The organism is endosymbiont of Lamellibrachia barhami (assembly GCF_011947365.2).
Classification (GTDB): Bacteria; Pseudomonadota; Gammaproteobacteria; order Chromatiales; family Chromatiaceae; genus QGON01.
Window position 1 is genome coordinate 947,436 of the sequence record NZ_JAAVSH020000001.1, and the last position, 14,745, is coordinate 962,180.

11 protein-coding genes and 1 CRISPR repeat array are annotated in these 14,745 nt (G+C 52.8%); of the genes, 3 read left to right on the top strand and 8 right to left on the bottom strand.

All coding sequences use genetic code 11. The annotated features are described in order from the left end of the window. Positions 1-913, bottom strand: a 913-nt coding sequence (locus G9Q73_RS04240; RefSeq protein WP_218649923.1) for a DUF262 domain-containing protein, incomplete at its 3' end; no start/stop codon positions are given. Between the two features lie 66 nt (positions 914-979). Continuing rightward, positions 980-2,532: direct repeats of the CRISPR family, unit length 28 nt; unit sequence GCCTCCCCCGCATCCGCGGGGATCGACC. Between the two features lie 602 nt (positions 2,533-3,134). On the opposite strand from G9Q73_RS04240, the gene G9Q73_RS04245 reads away from it, so the two are divergent. The 3 genes from G9Q73_RS04245 (at position 3,135) to G9Q73_RS04255 (ending at position 6,387) form a co-directional block, all read left to right on the top strand. After that, positions 3,135-4,823, top strand: coding sequence for a B12-binding domain-containing radical SAM protein (locus G9Q73_RS04245; RefSeq protein ID WP_177418697.1), 1,689 nt, complete (start codon positions 3,135-3,137; stop codon positions 4,821-4,823). Positions 4,824-4,924: 101 nt separating this feature from the next. Further along, entirely contained in the window at positions 4,925-5,335 is a 411-nt protein-coding gene (locus G9Q73_RS04250) for a hypothetical protein (RefSeq protein ID WP_177418698.1), read from the top strand. 74 nt (positions 5,336-5,409) lie between these two features. Further along, positions 5,410-6,387 carry a DUF3616 domain-containing protein gene (locus G9Q73_RS04255; protein WP_177418699.1) on the top strand — a complete coding sequence of 326 codons (978 nt, stop codon included), beginning with the start codon at positions 5,410-5,412 and terminating at the stop codon, positions 6,385-6,387. A 65-nt stretch (positions 6,388-6,452) separates the two neighbouring features. Here the strand turns inward: G9Q73_RS04255 and G9Q73_RS04260 are convergent, their stop codons facing one another. From G9Q73_RS04260 to G9Q73_RS04290, 7 genes are all read right to left on the bottom strand, one after another. Continuing rightward, positions 6,453-8,828, bottom strand: a complete 2,376-nt coding sequence (locus G9Q73_RS04260) for a serine/threonine protein kinase (protein WP_177418700.1) — start codon at positions 8,826-8,828, stop codon at positions 6,453-6,455. Between the two features lie 192 nt (positions 8,829-9,020). Beyond that, positions 9,021-9,440, bottom strand: coding sequence for a hydrogenase maturation protease (locus G9Q73_RS04265; RefSeq protein ID WP_177418701.1), 420 nt, complete (start codon positions 9,438-9,440; stop codon positions 9,021-9,023). Continuing rightward, positions 9,437-10,048 carry a nickel-dependent hydrogenase large subunit gene (locus G9Q73_RS04270; protein WP_246344998.1) on the bottom strand — a complete coding sequence of 204 codons (612 nt, stop codon included), beginning with the start codon at positions 10,046-10,048 and terminating at the stop codon, positions 9,437-9,439. The genes G9Q73_RS04265 and G9Q73_RS04270 overlap by 4 nt, the downstream gene beginning before the upstream one ends. A gap of 749 nt (positions 10,049-10,797) precedes the next feature. Next, on the bottom strand, positions 10,798-12,108 hold the full coding sequence (locus G9Q73_RS04275) for a Ni/Fe hydrogenase subunit alpha (protein ID WP_304956550.1): 1,311 nt from the start codon (positions 12,106-12,108) through the stop codon (positions 10,798-10,800). After that, complete coding sequence (locus G9Q73_RS04280) at positions 12,101-12,898, bottom strand: NADH-quinone oxidoreductase subunit B family protein (RefSeq protein ID WP_369408830.1); 798 nt, start codon at positions 12,896-12,898, stop codon at positions 12,101-12,103. The genes G9Q73_RS04275 and G9Q73_RS04280 overlap by 8 nt, the downstream gene beginning before the upstream one ends. A gap of 4 nt (positions 12,899-12,902) precedes the next feature. Next, on the bottom strand, positions 12,903-13,736 hold the full coding sequence (locus tag G9Q73_RS04285; protein WP_177418704.1) for an FAD/NAD(P)-binding protein: 834 nt from the start codon (positions 13,734-13,736) through the stop codon (positions 12,903-12,905). Further along, positions 13,729-14,745, bottom strand: a 1,017-nt coding sequence (locus tag G9Q73_RS04290) for a 4Fe-4S dicluster domain-containing protein (protein WP_246345000.1), incomplete at its 5' end; no start/stop codon positions are given. The genes G9Q73_RS04290 and G9Q73_RS04285, both read right to left, overlap by 8 nt.

Sequence of the window (14,745 nt, forward strand, 5' to 3'; positions counted from 1 at the left end):
AAATTATAAAATACTCAACTGACAACTCTTTGATGCCAGATGTGGCGTCAAGCATTGGGTCATCTTTGAATATTTCATAGAATACTTTTAATGTTTTGAGTGTGGCTATTGCCACTGCCTCATTCTCAAAGTCATAATTCCCAATGCCATCATCTTGTTTTGAACTATTAATAAACTCTTCAATTTTTCTATCGCTCAAATCAGCATAACCTTCTCCACGTTCAATCATGATAAATCTAGCCATGAATTGAAGATGCTTCATGCGTATATTATCTACGCTTAGTAGTGAGAAAAAAGGTTTTTTGTCAGGGTTGTTATCTACTGGCTTATAATCTTGATAATTAAAAGTCTGATCATCAGAATACTTGACGATGAAATTTCTTGTCAGGCTTGATAATTGAGCATGGGCGACCTCCATATAATTCAATGACTCGCCTTGCTGCAATCTCCAGAATATTTCTGTTGCTATGATTTGATGATTTACATCGTCTGGTTTATCAATGTCTTTTATTATATCCGCTTGATATTTCAGTGACCGATCAATGAACATTCTTATATCAACATCTAAGTCTTTGTAGAATAATCCTGGTAATTTTTTATCTAAATCACCTAGAGTTTTTGGTAGCGGGTATTGGTTGTTAAAAAATTCTTGAACCGTTGTAATGCGTTGTTGTCCGTCAATAATTTCATTTACTGTTTGAGTCTCTGAAAGCCGAACCTCACGTATTACAAGTTTAGGTATATAGTAGCGGCGAAAAAGACTATCCATAAGGGATTGTTTTTTCTTTTTTGACCACACTGATTTTCGTTGATATGGAGGTCTAGTTACATACATTTCCTTGTATTCAAAGAAATCTTTGATGTTGATGTCTGAGGGAACCGTTATATATTCTGGTTTTGGATTAAATGACATTTTTAACGAAACTCCTTTGTATTATTTTCTTCACATAACAGAGAGATAGGCCGCAGCAGTAATTGCGCCTCCCCCGCATCCGCGGGGATCGACCCCGATGATGAATATGGATCAGAGCGGGCAAGAAGCCTCCCCCGCATCCGCGGGGATCGACCCACTGTGTTTCTGATTTTCAGCGCTCCAATATCGCCTCCCCCGCATCCGCGGGGATCGACCCATCAGGGCGTTGATATTGCCGAGCTTTTTGATGCCTCCCCCGCATCCGCGGGGATCGACCTCTTGATGAGTCGCTCTGGAAACACCTGCGGAAGCCTCCCCCGCATCCGCGGGGATCGACCATCTCCCCGGCCTTGATCTCTTCCGGTCGCCTGGCCTCCCCCGCATCCGCGGGGATCGACCTTCTGCATGCTCTTCTCATCGTCATTGGTCACTGCCTCCCCCGCATCCGCGGGGATCGACCCGGTAACCGCAGCCACCAGTCTGCGACTGTTCGGCCTCCCCCGCATCCGCGGGGATCGACCTGACCCGCCGCCTGACGCCTGGGTGCAGCAGATGCCTCCCCCGCATCCGCGGGGATCGACCCCAGATCAAGTCACTCCCCCCTCTCCAGCAGCAGCCTCCCCCGCATCCGCGGGGATCGACCTTATGCCAATGAGGATGGTTTCTGCTATCCCAGGCCTCCCCCGCATCCGCGGGGATCGACCTATTGCAAATACTGCTGCGGCCTATCTCTCTGTGCCTCCCCCGCATCCGCGGGGATCGACCCAGCTAGTCATGGTTTTAAACTCCTGTGCTATCGCCTCCCCCGCATCCGCGGGGATCGACCCCTGATGAGCTATACCGATCCAGATACCGGTCTGCCTCCCCCGCATCCGCGGGGATCGACCTGTGGGTAGTGCCTGGCGCTCGAAACTCGGACCGCCTCCCCCGCATCCGCGGGGATCGACCTCAATAGAGTCCTTTGCTTTAGTAACAGGATTTGCCTCCCCCGCATCCGCGGGGATCGACCCAAGGAACCTGCCCAACTCACTGAGCATTGTTTGCCTCCCCCGCATCCGCGGGGATCGACCTTAGGGGTTTTCCCCTTGAACCAAACCCGCTGCGCCTCCCCCGCATCCGCGGGGATCGACCTGATTCCGGATCGTCTTTGTCGAGATCTGCAATGCCTCCCCCGCATCCGCGGGGATCGACCCTGAGAGGCGAAGGTGATGCCGGACTTATGACCGCCTCCCCCGCATCCGCGGGGATCGACCTATCCCCACTCATTGCCTACTCCATGCTGTAGAGCCTCCCCCGCATCCGCGGGGATCGACCCGTATGAGGGGCAGAGGTGCCGTCCGCATTCTGGCCTCCCCCGCATCCGCGGGGATCGACCCCGGAAAGAAGGGCTTGATGAATATCTTGTCCCGCCTCCCCCGCATCCGCGGGGATCGACCGCCCAGCTGCGTGGCCTTCATCACCGCCAGAGTGCCTCCCCCGCATCCGCGGGGATCGACCCAAGAAAATCAATCGGAGCGGCTAGACTCCGCAGCCTCCCCCGCATCCGCGGGGATCGACCCTGAGTGTTAGATGGGATCGTCAGTCTTGGCTTGCCTCCCCCGCACCCGCGGGGATGAACCGTTCTGTTGCCCTCTTCTATCCGTGTTGGTCGCGTGTTCCCCGCACCTGCAGGGATGAATCGTGTGACTTCTAGGAAAAAAACTCCCAACCACATAGATCATCGCTAATGAGGCAATAGCCATGAACAATCCGGTAGTGCCAAAGACAAATATCAGCGGCCTGTGAGGCGGATGGTGAGATTGCCAATGCCACCGGAACCGGGCGTGGTGGCTCTGTGCCTCAGAGCCTTGTTGGTTGAGAAGTTGCGGCAAACAGATTTGCCTCAGGCCCATGAAAATGATTAAAGTGTTGCATTCAGCGCATGGTGAACACTGAGGTAATACGTAGGATTTGGTGACGACTGCAGGGATGCAGGAGGTAGAGTAATGCAGGAGCAATTACCGAGTAAAACGAACCGCATCATTCGCGACAGATGCGCATCGCTACGCTCAGCACATCCTACGATTCCGTGTTTCCCGCACTTATATGGGGCAGCTGTATGGTTGCAAAGTGTTAAATCCAGGTCGGATAGGAGTTCGTATCCGGCACAATTCCATTGTTTTTATTTCTTCCAGTTACCTGGGCGTTATTTCCAGGCAAACACTGCGTCTACGGAGTGAAGATGCAAGAGATATTCCATTTCATAATGATCAAGCCAACGCATTACGATGACGATGGTTATCCAATCCAATGGTTTAAATCTTTAATTCCGTCCAACTCATTGGCATGCGTTTATGGCCTGGCACAAAATTGCAAGGATCGGCGCGTGCTCGGCGAACAGGTCGAAATCCGCCTGCACGCCATTGATGAATACAACAGCAGGGTAAACACAGAGGCGCTGATTGCTATGATCAAGCGCGACGGCGGCAAGGCTCTGGTCGGTATGGTGGGCGTGCAGTCGAACCAGTTTCCTCGCGCAATTGATTTGTCTTTGCCGTTTCTGGCCCAGGATATCCCGGTTTGTATTGGCGGCTTTCATGTCTCCGGCTGTTTTTCGATGTTGGATGAGATGCCCAAAGACATGGTCGATGCGCAAAATCTGGGCATCAGCTTCTTCGCGGGTGAAGCGGAAGGGCAACGCCTGGATAAGCTTCTTATCGATGCATACAAAGGGGCTGTAAAACCGATCTATAATTATCTGGACGACTTGCCAGGCTTGCCTGACGAGCCGATCCCTTTTCTCCCCCGTGAACAGGTCGAACACACGTACGGAACCTACAGCAGTTTTGACCTGGGTCGTGGATGCCCTTTCAAATGCTCTTTCTGCACCATCATTAACGTCCAGGGAAGGAAAAGCCGTTTCCGCAGCGCAGACGATCTTGAACGCATCATCCGGGAGAATCATAAAATCGGTGTGCATAGTTTCTTTCTCACCGACGATAATTTCGCCCGTAATAAAAATTGGGAAGCCTGCCTGGATCGCGTCATCGAGCTACGTGAACAAGAGGGCATTGAAGTGCGCTTCTCCATCCAGATAGATACGCTTTGCCATAAGATTCGCGGCTTCGTTGAAAAATGCTGTAAAGCCGGAGTAGACCAAATCTTTATCGGTTTGGAAAATATCAATGCGGAAAATCTGCTGGCTATTAAAAAACGGCAAAACAAGATTTCCGACTACAAAGAACAGATTCTGGCGTGGAAGCAGTACCCCGTTGTTATCTGCGCCGGCTACATCGTCGGCTTCCCCAGCGATACAAAAGCGTCTTTATTGAAAGATGTCGACATCATTAAGCACGAACTGGCAATTGACCATATCTACTTCACCGTCCTGACGCCTCTGCCAGGTTGCGAAGACCACCAAGCAATGTATCAAAAAGGCGAGTGGATGGACCCGGATTTAAACAAGTACGACCTGAACCACATGGTCACCAAGCATCCGCTTCTGTCCGAAGCAGAGTGGAAGGAGGCCTACGAGGCGGTCTGGAATCATTTCTATACCTTCGAGCACATGGAGACTATCTTCAAGCGCATGGTTGCCATGCGCAGCAACAAGAAACTCACGACGCTCCACCGTTTGCTGTTTTACCGTGAATTCAAACGGGTATTTCATGTCCACCCCCTGGAAGGCGGCTTTCTGCGTCTGAAGTTCCGGAAAGACAGGCGGCCATCGTTTGCAGTCGAACCTGCCGTGGTCTTTTATCCCAAATTCGTCAAGGAAACGCTGTTTACCTTGGGAAAGGCCATACCGACCTATATCCGGCTGCGCCTTATGCTGAAGCGAATCTGGACCGACCCCAATCGCTTTGAATACGTGGATCAAGCGATCACCCCCATAAGTGAAGACTCTCCTGACCAGATATCAAATATTTAAGGTATATTTAATAACTTAAACACGGAGATATTATGGGATATTCAAGAATAATGGCTCGAATCTGTTGTATGTTATGCATATGGATCACAACAGAATTGGGGATGGCAAAATCCGTTTCAGCTGAAAATAAAGAAACAGATATTATTGAATTGACCCAAACGGGGTGCCAATTTTTAGAACCGGAAGGGAAAGATCATCAATTTCAAACAACTGGTGGAAATGATTGCAAAAAAATCAATGAGAAAAGCGGGATTGACCGCCTCAAATCAGTCAAGCCGATGAAACTCAAACCGGGAAAATACACTTTCCGGATAACGAATAAGAATGTCCCCTATCCGCTGGGCTTTTGGCTGCGTGGAGTTGGTCTTCAACAGATAACTTTACCCAGTGTATCTGGTGGCGGATTGACTACAGGGAGTACAAAAAGCTATCAAATTATCCTGAAACCAGGGAAATATGTCTATTCGTGTCCGCTTAACCCTACTCCAAACTATCCTATCATTGTGGAATAGTATTAACGCTTAAGGTCACTTCGAAAAGGCATCAATGCTGGCTACTTTTTGTAGGAAGTGATGAGGAGAAGAGTGTGAGCCTTCAATTTCAGGAATTCATCGGCACGGATATTCTAACCGAACCCTCCGGAATCATCGAGCTGAATAAGGATCATTTCCTTGTCGTAAGTGATTCCAACCCGGATACGGCGTTCTATCTATTAGCTCATGTGTCGGGATCTCTGACTGCGAAACATCTTCCGTCTCCTCCTAACATGCCGAAAGTCGATGATCTGGAAGGGGTAGTTCTGTTAGGGGAGTATATTTATGCTATCACCTCCTATTCGGATAAGGATCCGAAAATAAGACATCTCATCCGCTTTCAGATGGATGCCAATGGCTTCAGCTCACAACCCATTGCCGCCAGCGGAGACTATGAACTCAAAAAGCGCATCAAACAGACTTTAACAACGGCATTTCCAAAGCTAAACAGGGCAGATTTTTCCAGAGAAAGATTCAATATTGAAGGCCTTGTGGCACACAAAGATAAGAAAGAATTGCTCATCGGATTGCGTGGCCCCACCATGGATGGTAAAGCCTTTGTCGTGTGTACCGAGGGGCTACTCGGTGCCTTTGAAACGAATTCTCCTGCCATCAAAATCAATAATAATAGCGGAAACATTTACGTCTTGAAATTAGGAGGGGGTGGCGTTCGTGCCATGACCTGTATGGCAGATGACAAGGGGTATCTGATCGTCAGCGGCAAGTCTATTTATGGAGATGACAAATTCGAATGCCCCTATTCCAATGACAAAGCAAAATTTGTATTGTGGTATTGGAAGGGGAGCAATAATCATGAACCTGAGCCGATCCACTGCTTTTTTCCGATCAAGGAAAATGGAATTATGGTTCAGCCGGAAGGTATCACTCTGATAACACTCGATGGAGGGGAGCAGACGCTCCTGGTCGTCAGTGATGATGGTAACAAACCGGAAGGGTTATCTTCCGGACGGCCCGGACGATACTGGATTGTAGAACCGGAGCGGTACAGGGATTTTCTGGATCGGCTGTAAGTCGCAACATATGGGATACCTGCACCAGAATCCCGGGTGCCGGTAAAACGATAGCCAGTGTAGTCTCAAGACCGAACCGCCAATATAATCTGGTTACGCAGCGACTTCAGCAGGTTGAGTTTCTTGGCATCTATCTCCACACCGTTGGAATTGGGATGGTCGGCATAGATAAGCCCTAGCGCCCGCTTGTTCACCACCAGGGGGAAGAGCAGAAAGGAGCCTGCATCGGAGATTCGCTTGTACCAGTCTGGAATATCCGCCTGCATCTTTTCATCACTGGTATCGGCGATGTAAACATCTACCTCATTCTTGATCACTCCGTGGAAGACATCCACACTGTATTTAATGGGAAATCTGAACTGCTTGACGAAATCATCCACGTTATCACCAAAACCGATACGGCCTGCCATCTCTCCTTTGCCGCGATCATGCAGTGCCAACAGGACGCGTTGAAAGCCCATGGAACGATACATGGTTTCCAGCACCACATTGAAAACCTCAGAGACACTGTGTTGACCCACCAGCATACCGGTTACCTCCTGCAGGCCATCCATCAATAGCGCTTCTGCATCTTCGGGTGTTGTGAAGGCTTCCGTATCTGCTGTTTCAGAGGCGGCATCTGCAGACTCTCCGTTCAGGATCTGCGTCTCCCCGAGACCATCTTTCGCTGCTGATTTGGCTTTGGCAGCGGCACGCTTTTCCGCCTTCTGCTGTACCACACCATCTCCACTGATCTTTTTTACAAATGACTGGGATATGTCTTTGGAGAGCACTTTACTAAACCCCTGAAACTCTTCCAGTGCCTGATCCGCCAGACGCTTGAACTTGCGGCGATCGAGGCCGAGTCCCGCCTTGTACTTCTGTAACAGTGCCGTAACCGCCGTTTTGTCACCCAGTCCCTGTTCCGCCATTACTTGCGTAGTATCCTTGGAGAAGGCTGCCACCATTCGGCGGCGTTCGATAACCGTGGCGGGTTTCCTGTCATCATTCCAACTTTCCATGGATGCTGTCAGCCCCTTGGGAAAGTTCCACTGTTTGGCAATCTCTATACCCACCTGTTCAAAGGTCACTCCCAGTACAGCATGTTCCGCCTGCACCGCAGTTTTCGACTCCTGCTGCATCAGCCGTTCTATCTCACGACTCTCATCATGCAGATAGAAGGCGATCAGAATTTTGCCAAGATCGTGCAACATGGCGGCGAGGAAATACTCTTCGAACGCCTGGTTGTCGATATCTTTGGCGACCTGACTGGCAAGGGTTGCACTGAACAGCGATGATGAGATCATCTCCCGCAGACGTTCTGCCTGCTCTTTATCCTGCAGGTGCTCAAAGAAGATAAGTGAAGCTGCCAGGGAGCGGATAGTCTGCATGCCAAGCACCACCACCGCCCGGGAGACAGTACCGATCTTGCCGGAAAAACGGCCGTAAAATGCGGAGTTGACCACCTTCAGAATCTTGTTGGTGAGGGCAAAGTCATTGACGATGACGCCTGCCAGCTGGTTCAGATCCTTGTCGCTGACCTGGGCCATGGCATTGATGCTGCGCACAGACTGGGAGAGGGCCGGAAAATCACTCTTGCGACGCATCCGGCGCAGGAGAAAATCCACCGTACCGTGACCCGCATCGCCAACCGATTCAGACTCAACGGAGGATTTGCGCAGTGCCCCGAAAGCGTTGAGCATATCCTCTGCATCCGCGTAGCGGGCATCTGGGTCTTTTTCCAACGCCTTGAGGACAAAACGATCGAGCCGCTCATCCACCGCATGATTGAACTGGGAGGGTGGTTTTACCTGCATATTCAAAATATTGTCGAGGACGACCTGCTGGTTGCGGCCATTGAATACCGGCATGCCGGTCAGCATCTCATCCAGGATCAGTCCCAACGCAAAAACATCCCCCTGCGGCCCAACCTGTCCCCTGCTGATATATTCCGGCGCCATATAGCGAGGTGAACCAATCAGCACTTCATCCTGTTCTTTGCCGCCAGAGAGTAACCGCGCAATACCGAAGTCCATAATCTTCGGCATCTGCTCACCGTTGATGATGATGTTTGTTGGTTTGAGGTCACGATGGACAATGCCCGCCTGATGCGCCCGGCTGACCCCTGCCAGCAGTCCCTGGAAGATATTCTCTATCTGCGCCAGTTCGAGTCCGCCATCCCGTATCAGATCGGAGAGCAGTTGTCCTTCCACATATTCGAAAACCAGAAATGGCGTTCCCTTGTGTTCACCCGCTTCATAGATGGAGACGATATTGGGGTGCTGCAGCTTGCTCATGGTACGGGCTTCACTGCGATAGGCAGCCTGCGGCAGGGATTTGTTGAGCAGTTTGATCGCCACCCTGCGCTGCAGTTCAGTGTCGGCACACAGGTAGACTGTACCCTGGTTGCCCGAACCCAGTTTTTTGCCGATTTTAAACCGCCCAATCGTCTTCGGCGCCATTCCCAACTCCGTATTTATTATCTTTATTGTTTAGCGGCAAGTTGGAGGAAATCTGTTGCAATAATTGGCCCAGGAAGGTTGAGCAATAATGGTGCGCACGGCACACCCTACGTTCCTCCCGAGGGGTCGGAGTCAAACCGCACGGTGACAGGTGGGTAATTCGGCATGAGTGGACGGTTTGACTCCGACCCCTTAGCACGGAAGATGGGCCAGCAGGTCGAGTAACTGCTGTTTATTCAGATCCGGCATGCTGGAACGGTCACTTCCAGCCTCTATCCCTGCCACCCACAATTCGGCAGGTAGCGTCTCCAGTGTTTCGGCCAGAGCGAGGGCTTCCGCCACCCCAAAGCCATGACTCGATGTCAGACAGGATGACTGTGACAGATCAGCAGGATTCAGCAATTCGACCTCACCTGGTTCACTACCCGCTACGACTGCATCGATGAGTAAAACCCGCTCCACATCCTCAAAATAGCGCAGCAATCCGCTTCCAGGACGATCCAGTCTGATCAATTCCAGATCGGGAATCGCTGCCTCTTCCAGCACCTCAAGTGCCAGCCACCCCAACTGGTCGGCCCCGAAGGGCGAACCTATACCGATGACACGGATCAACGGCGAGACACTTTGAGCTTAAGGAAATGGGTCGCGCAGGAGATGCAGGGATCGTAATTGCGAATCACCTGTTCCGCCCGTTGCCGCAACGCATCGTCGTCATGGTCAAGCCCGAAGCTTTCCAGTGAGGCGCATAGATCCTGTTCGATACGTGCCTGGTTCTGGCTGGTGGGGGGAACGATCCGGGCACGTCGAATATCCCCTCTCTCATCCACATCATAACGGTGCCAAAGGAAACCACGGGGCGCTTCGGTGCAGCCAAAGGCCGTGCCTGCCCGCGGCCTGACCTGAACTGCCGAAACATCGGGTCGTTCATACGCCTGCAGCAACTGTAACGCTTCGTAAATGACGAGATGCATCTCTATTGCCCGCGCCAGGATACTGTGGAACATGTTGTGGCTTGGAAAATGGATACCACAATCCTCCATCACCGCACGCACAGAGTTGGGCAGTTGACGGAAGTTCAGGTTGAGGCGCGCCAATGGCCCGGTAAGATAGGGCCGCCCCTCCAACTGTGTATGCAAGGCAGTGGAGTGAGGCACCTGAAACTCCTCGAAATGGCTCTCGAAATGACTGATGTCGATATCCAGCCCCTGCCCCGAGACCAACCGACCACTACCGATGGCATACTCTCCCGGTTCGCTCAGGGCGACGCTGCCCTGCGCTGCAGTTCAGTGTCGGCACACAGGTAGACTGTACCCTGGCTGCCCGAACCCAGTTTTTGCCGATTTTAAACCGCCCAATCGTCTTCGGCGCCATTCTAACCTGTATTTATTATCTTTATTGTTTAGCGGCAAGTTGGAGGGAAATCTGTTGCAATAATTGGCCCAGGAAGGTTGAGCAATAATGGTGCGTACGGCACACCCTACGTTCCTCCCGAGGGGTCGGAGTCAAACCGCACGTGGTGACAGGTGGGTAATTCCGGCATGAGGACGGTTTGACTCGACCCCTAGCACGGAAGATGGGCCAGCAGGTCGAGTAACTGCTGTTTATTCAGATCCGGTATGCTGGAACGGTCACTTCCAGCCCCTTCATCCCCTGCCACCCACCCGGCAGGTAGCGTCTCCAGTGTTTCACAGAGCGAGGGCTTCCGCCACCCTGTGCCATGACTCGATGTCAGACAGATGACTGCGACAGATCAGCAGGATTCAATTCGACTCACCTGTCTACTACCTGCTACGACTGTGACTGATGAGGTAAAACCTGCCCAATATCCTCTCAAAATAGCGCAGCAACTGCTTCCAGGACGATCCAGTTCGATCACCTAGATCGGGAATCGCTGCCTCTTCCAGCACCTCAAGTGCCAGCCACCCCAACTGGTCGGCCCCGAAGGGCGAACCTATACCGATGACACGGATCAACGGCGAGACACTTTGAGCTTGAGAAAGTGGGTCGCACAGGAGATGCAGGGATCGTAGTTGCGAATCACCTGTTCCGCCCGTTGCCGCAACGCATCGTCGTCATGGTCAAGCCCAAAGCTTTCCAGAGAGGCGCATAGATCCTGTTCGATACGCGCCTGGTTCTGGCTGGTGGGGGGAACGATTCTGGCACGTCGAATATCCCCTCTCTCATCCACATCATAACGGTGCCAAAGGAAACCACGGGGCGCTTCGGTGCAGCCAAAGGCCGTGCCTGCCTGCGGCCTGACCTGAACTGCCGAAACACCGGGTCGTTCATACGCCTGCAGCAACTGTAACGCTTCGTAAATGACGAGATGAATCTCTATTGCCCGCGCCAGGATACTGTGGAACATGTTGTGGCTTGGAAAATGGATACCACAATCCTCCATCACCGCACGCACAGGGCTGGGCAGTTGACGGAAGTTCAGATTGAGGCGCGCCAATGGGCCGGTAAGATAGGGCCGCCCCTCCAACTGTGTATGCAAGGCAGTGGAGTGAGGCACCTGAAACTCCTCGAAATGGCTCTCGAAATGACTGATGTCGATATCCAGCCCCTGACCCGAGACCAACCGACCACTACCGATGGCATACTCTCCCGGTTCGCTCAGGGCGACGCTGGTGAAGGCCTGTTCGTCATGGGGAAAATCGAGTTCGGCACACCAACGCACCAATGCCTCCGCCTGGGGCAGCGCCTCTTCGAGTTGCTTCACCATGTCAGCCACTGCCTCTTCCGCTGGCGCTTTGTAAAAACCGCCCACCCGCACACCCACAGGATGCACCGATCGGCCGCCGAAGAGGGTGATCAGGTCGTTACCCAACCCTTGCAGCCTCAACCCCCTGCGCACCGCTTCAGGGTGCTTCTCCGCCATGGCGATGGCACTCTCGAAGCCGAAAAAATCCGGGGCGGCCAATAGATGCACATGCAACGCATGGCTCTGCAACCACTCACCGCAATACATCACCCGGCGCATATCCCGCACCCAGGGTCCTGGATCGATGCCAAACAGCCGCTCAAAAGCCTGCACCGCGCTCATCTGATAGGCAACCGGGCAGATGCCGCAGATTCGCGCCACCATGTCGATGACCTGGTCATATTCATAGCCTTCGACAAACTTCTCAAACAACCGGGGCGGCTCGAAGATACGCAGGTTCAGTTTCTGAATAACCCCTTGCACTACGTCGAACTCCAGGGCGCCTTCACCCTCCACGCGGGTCAACACCGGGACATTGATATGAATCTCTCGTTTGCTCGCCATCGATTTACTCATCGGTCTCCAAAGGTGGCGGCCTGAGCCGCAGGCCGGCATCTCTGAATGGCGATGCACCGCTGGTGATAAAGAGGAAGCGCCGCGCAACGGCTTCAGGTGTCAATCCCAACGATTGCAGACGTTGCGCCAGCGCACCATCGTTAACTGTCTCCGCAGGTCCATAACAGCTATAACATGCACGTCCCAGACTCGGGCAGAGCGCACCACAACCCGCCCGCGTCACCGGCCCCATGCAGGGCTCACCTTTTGTCACCATGGTGCAGACCACACCGTTGCGTTTGCACTCCATGCAAAGGGGCTGCCGCTCACTGACCGGATTCACTCCGGCAAGCAGATCGGCAAGGGCTGCGATCACTTGCTGTGAATTGACCGGGCAGCCGTGCAGTTCCAGATCGACTTTGACATGCTCTGAAATAGAGGTGGATGAACTCAGTGTCTCGATAGTGTCCGGTCGCGCATAGACCGCCGCCATCCAGGCATCACGATCGGCAAGATTGGCCAACGCCTGCAAGCCACCGGCAGTGGCGCAAGCACCGAGACTAATCAAATACGCACTATTTTCCCTGACCTGCCTGATCCGTTCGATATCGTCCGGAGTAGAGATACTGCCTTCGACAAGTGCAACATCAACCTTGGCGTTGGGATTATTGGGTCCAGCTTCGGCAAAGTGGGTAATGTCGACATATTTTGGCAACTCGAGCAGGCTTTCACCAAGGTTTAGCAAGGCGAGTTGGCAGCCGTCGCAAGAGCTGAATTTATGTACGGCAAGTTTTGGTTTTGTGCTGTTCACCAGATTAAAAACCCTTGGCGCCCAAAAAGTCCGCCACCTCCGAATAACAAAAAACCGGCCCATCCTTACAGACAAACTTTGGCCCCACCTGACAGTGCCCACACTGTCCAAAACCACACTGCATATTCCGCTCCATGCTGAGCCAGATCCGTTGGTCATCCAATTTCAGATCACGCAGTTGCGCAATGGCGGCCAGCATCATCAATTCGGGTCCACAGAGCATGGAAATGGTCTTCTCCAGATTGAGATCGAGGGTGTTTATCAGTTCGGTTACCAGCCCCTGTTGCCAGGGCCACTCCTTGCCGGGCATATCAGCAGCCAGTTGAACATTGACACCCTGCTCCCGGGACCAAACCTCATACTGTCGCCGCCAGATAAGATCATCCTCATGTTTTACACCCTGCATGATATGAATATCTCCAAACCGGTCGCGCCGACGCAGCAGGTAACGGATCACCGAGACCAGAGGGGCACAACCCAAGCCGCCGGTCACCACGACCACATCCTGACCTTCAGCCTGCGCCATCGGCCAGCCACGGCCGAATGGCCCCCGGATGCCCACTCGATCACCCGGTTGCAGACGGCTCAGCGCCTCTGTCACCCTACCCGCCACACGGATGGTGTGATCGAAGAAATGACTGTCATCCGGGTCGGAGACGATTGAGATCGGCACTTCGCCTACGCCAAAAAGCGAGAGCATGTTGAACTGCCCGGGCTGGAATTCAAAGATATCCTGCACATGGGTATCGACATACTGCAGCCGCAAGGAAAATATGCCGGGAGACTCCTGTACCCGCCGGTCAATTACCGCAGAATGTGGCAGGTGGACATCAAGCATCGGCCAGCCCCCCGTCCAGTAAGACAGCCACTGCCTGAGTCAGGTCGATACCCACTGGACACCAGGTAATACAACGTCCACAACCGACACACCCACTACGGCCAAACTGCTCCTGCCAACCTGCAAGCTTGTGAGTCAGCCATTGGCGATAACGTAACGCCGTCTCACCACGCACCATGAACTGTCCCATACTGCTGTGAGTTGGACTGAAACAGGAGTCCCATTGACGTTTCATCTCGGCGGATCGGCCATCCAATGTCCGTTGGTAACCCGTTGAGTAACAGAAACATGTCGGACAGACTGCAGTGCAGTTGCCGCAGCTGAGGCAGCGCTCCCCGATCTCATCCCAATGTTCATGATTCAGTCTGTCATAGAGCTGTTTCAATTCTGTCTCGCCCGGCAGAAAACGGTGCTGCTGCGCCGCTGCCCGGTCCGTCTCCTGAATCATACTGTTGAGCTGTGCTTCGGTTGCAGGCTCGAGAGATAGCCGGTCAATAATCTCACTGCCCTTTGCACTGCCCCTCCAGAAAAGATAGCCGTCGTCCAGTTCCGCCATACCGATATCGAAACCTTCACCCAACGAGGGACCATCACCGGTGGAGGTACAGAAACAGGTCGCTGCGGAAAAGGCGCAATCGACCCCTATGAGAAAGAGGGCCTCACGCCGGATCTTGTAATGGGGATCAGAATGCTGCGGTGAAAGAAAGTGTCTGTCCTGCAGCGTCAGGGCCGCCAGATCACAAGCCCTTACACCGAAAATCGCGGTCGGTTCAACCTCGGGCAGGGTCTGTTTTATCTCTATTTGCCCATCCACCATGCGCCTTTCGCGCCAAAGTGTCTCTTCGGCACTAAAGAGCAGCGGCTTGATGGCTTGAGGTCCATGATTCCAGGCAAACAGACGATCGTCGGACTGCACTTCCAGGCGGTACTCACCGGCACCCTGTCGTGCATGAACACCTGCTGGCATAGCATCGACAGTATCGACTTCCCGCCACTGAATCGCGTCCTG

Coding starts and splice junctions, on each gene's coding strand:
- G9Q73_RS04260 (WP_177418700.1), bottom strand. CDS start 8,828: ATGGCGCCGAAGACGATTGGGCGGTTTAAAATCGGCAAAAAACTGGGT.
- G9Q73_RS04250 (WP_177418698.1), top strand. CDS start 4,925: ATGGCAAAATCCGTTTCAGCTGAAAATAAAGAAACAGATATTATTGAA.
- G9Q73_RS04285 (WP_177418704.1), bottom strand. CDS start 13,736: ATGCTTGATGTCCACCTGCCACATTCTGCGGTAATTGACCGGCGGGTA.
- G9Q73_RS04275 (WP_304956550.1), bottom strand. CDS start 12,108: ATGAGTAAATCGATGGCGAGCAAACGAGAGATTCATATCAATGTCCCG.
- G9Q73_RS04245 (WP_177418697.1), top strand. CDS start 3,135: ATGCAAGAGATATTCCATTTCATAATGATCAAGCCAACGCATTACGAT.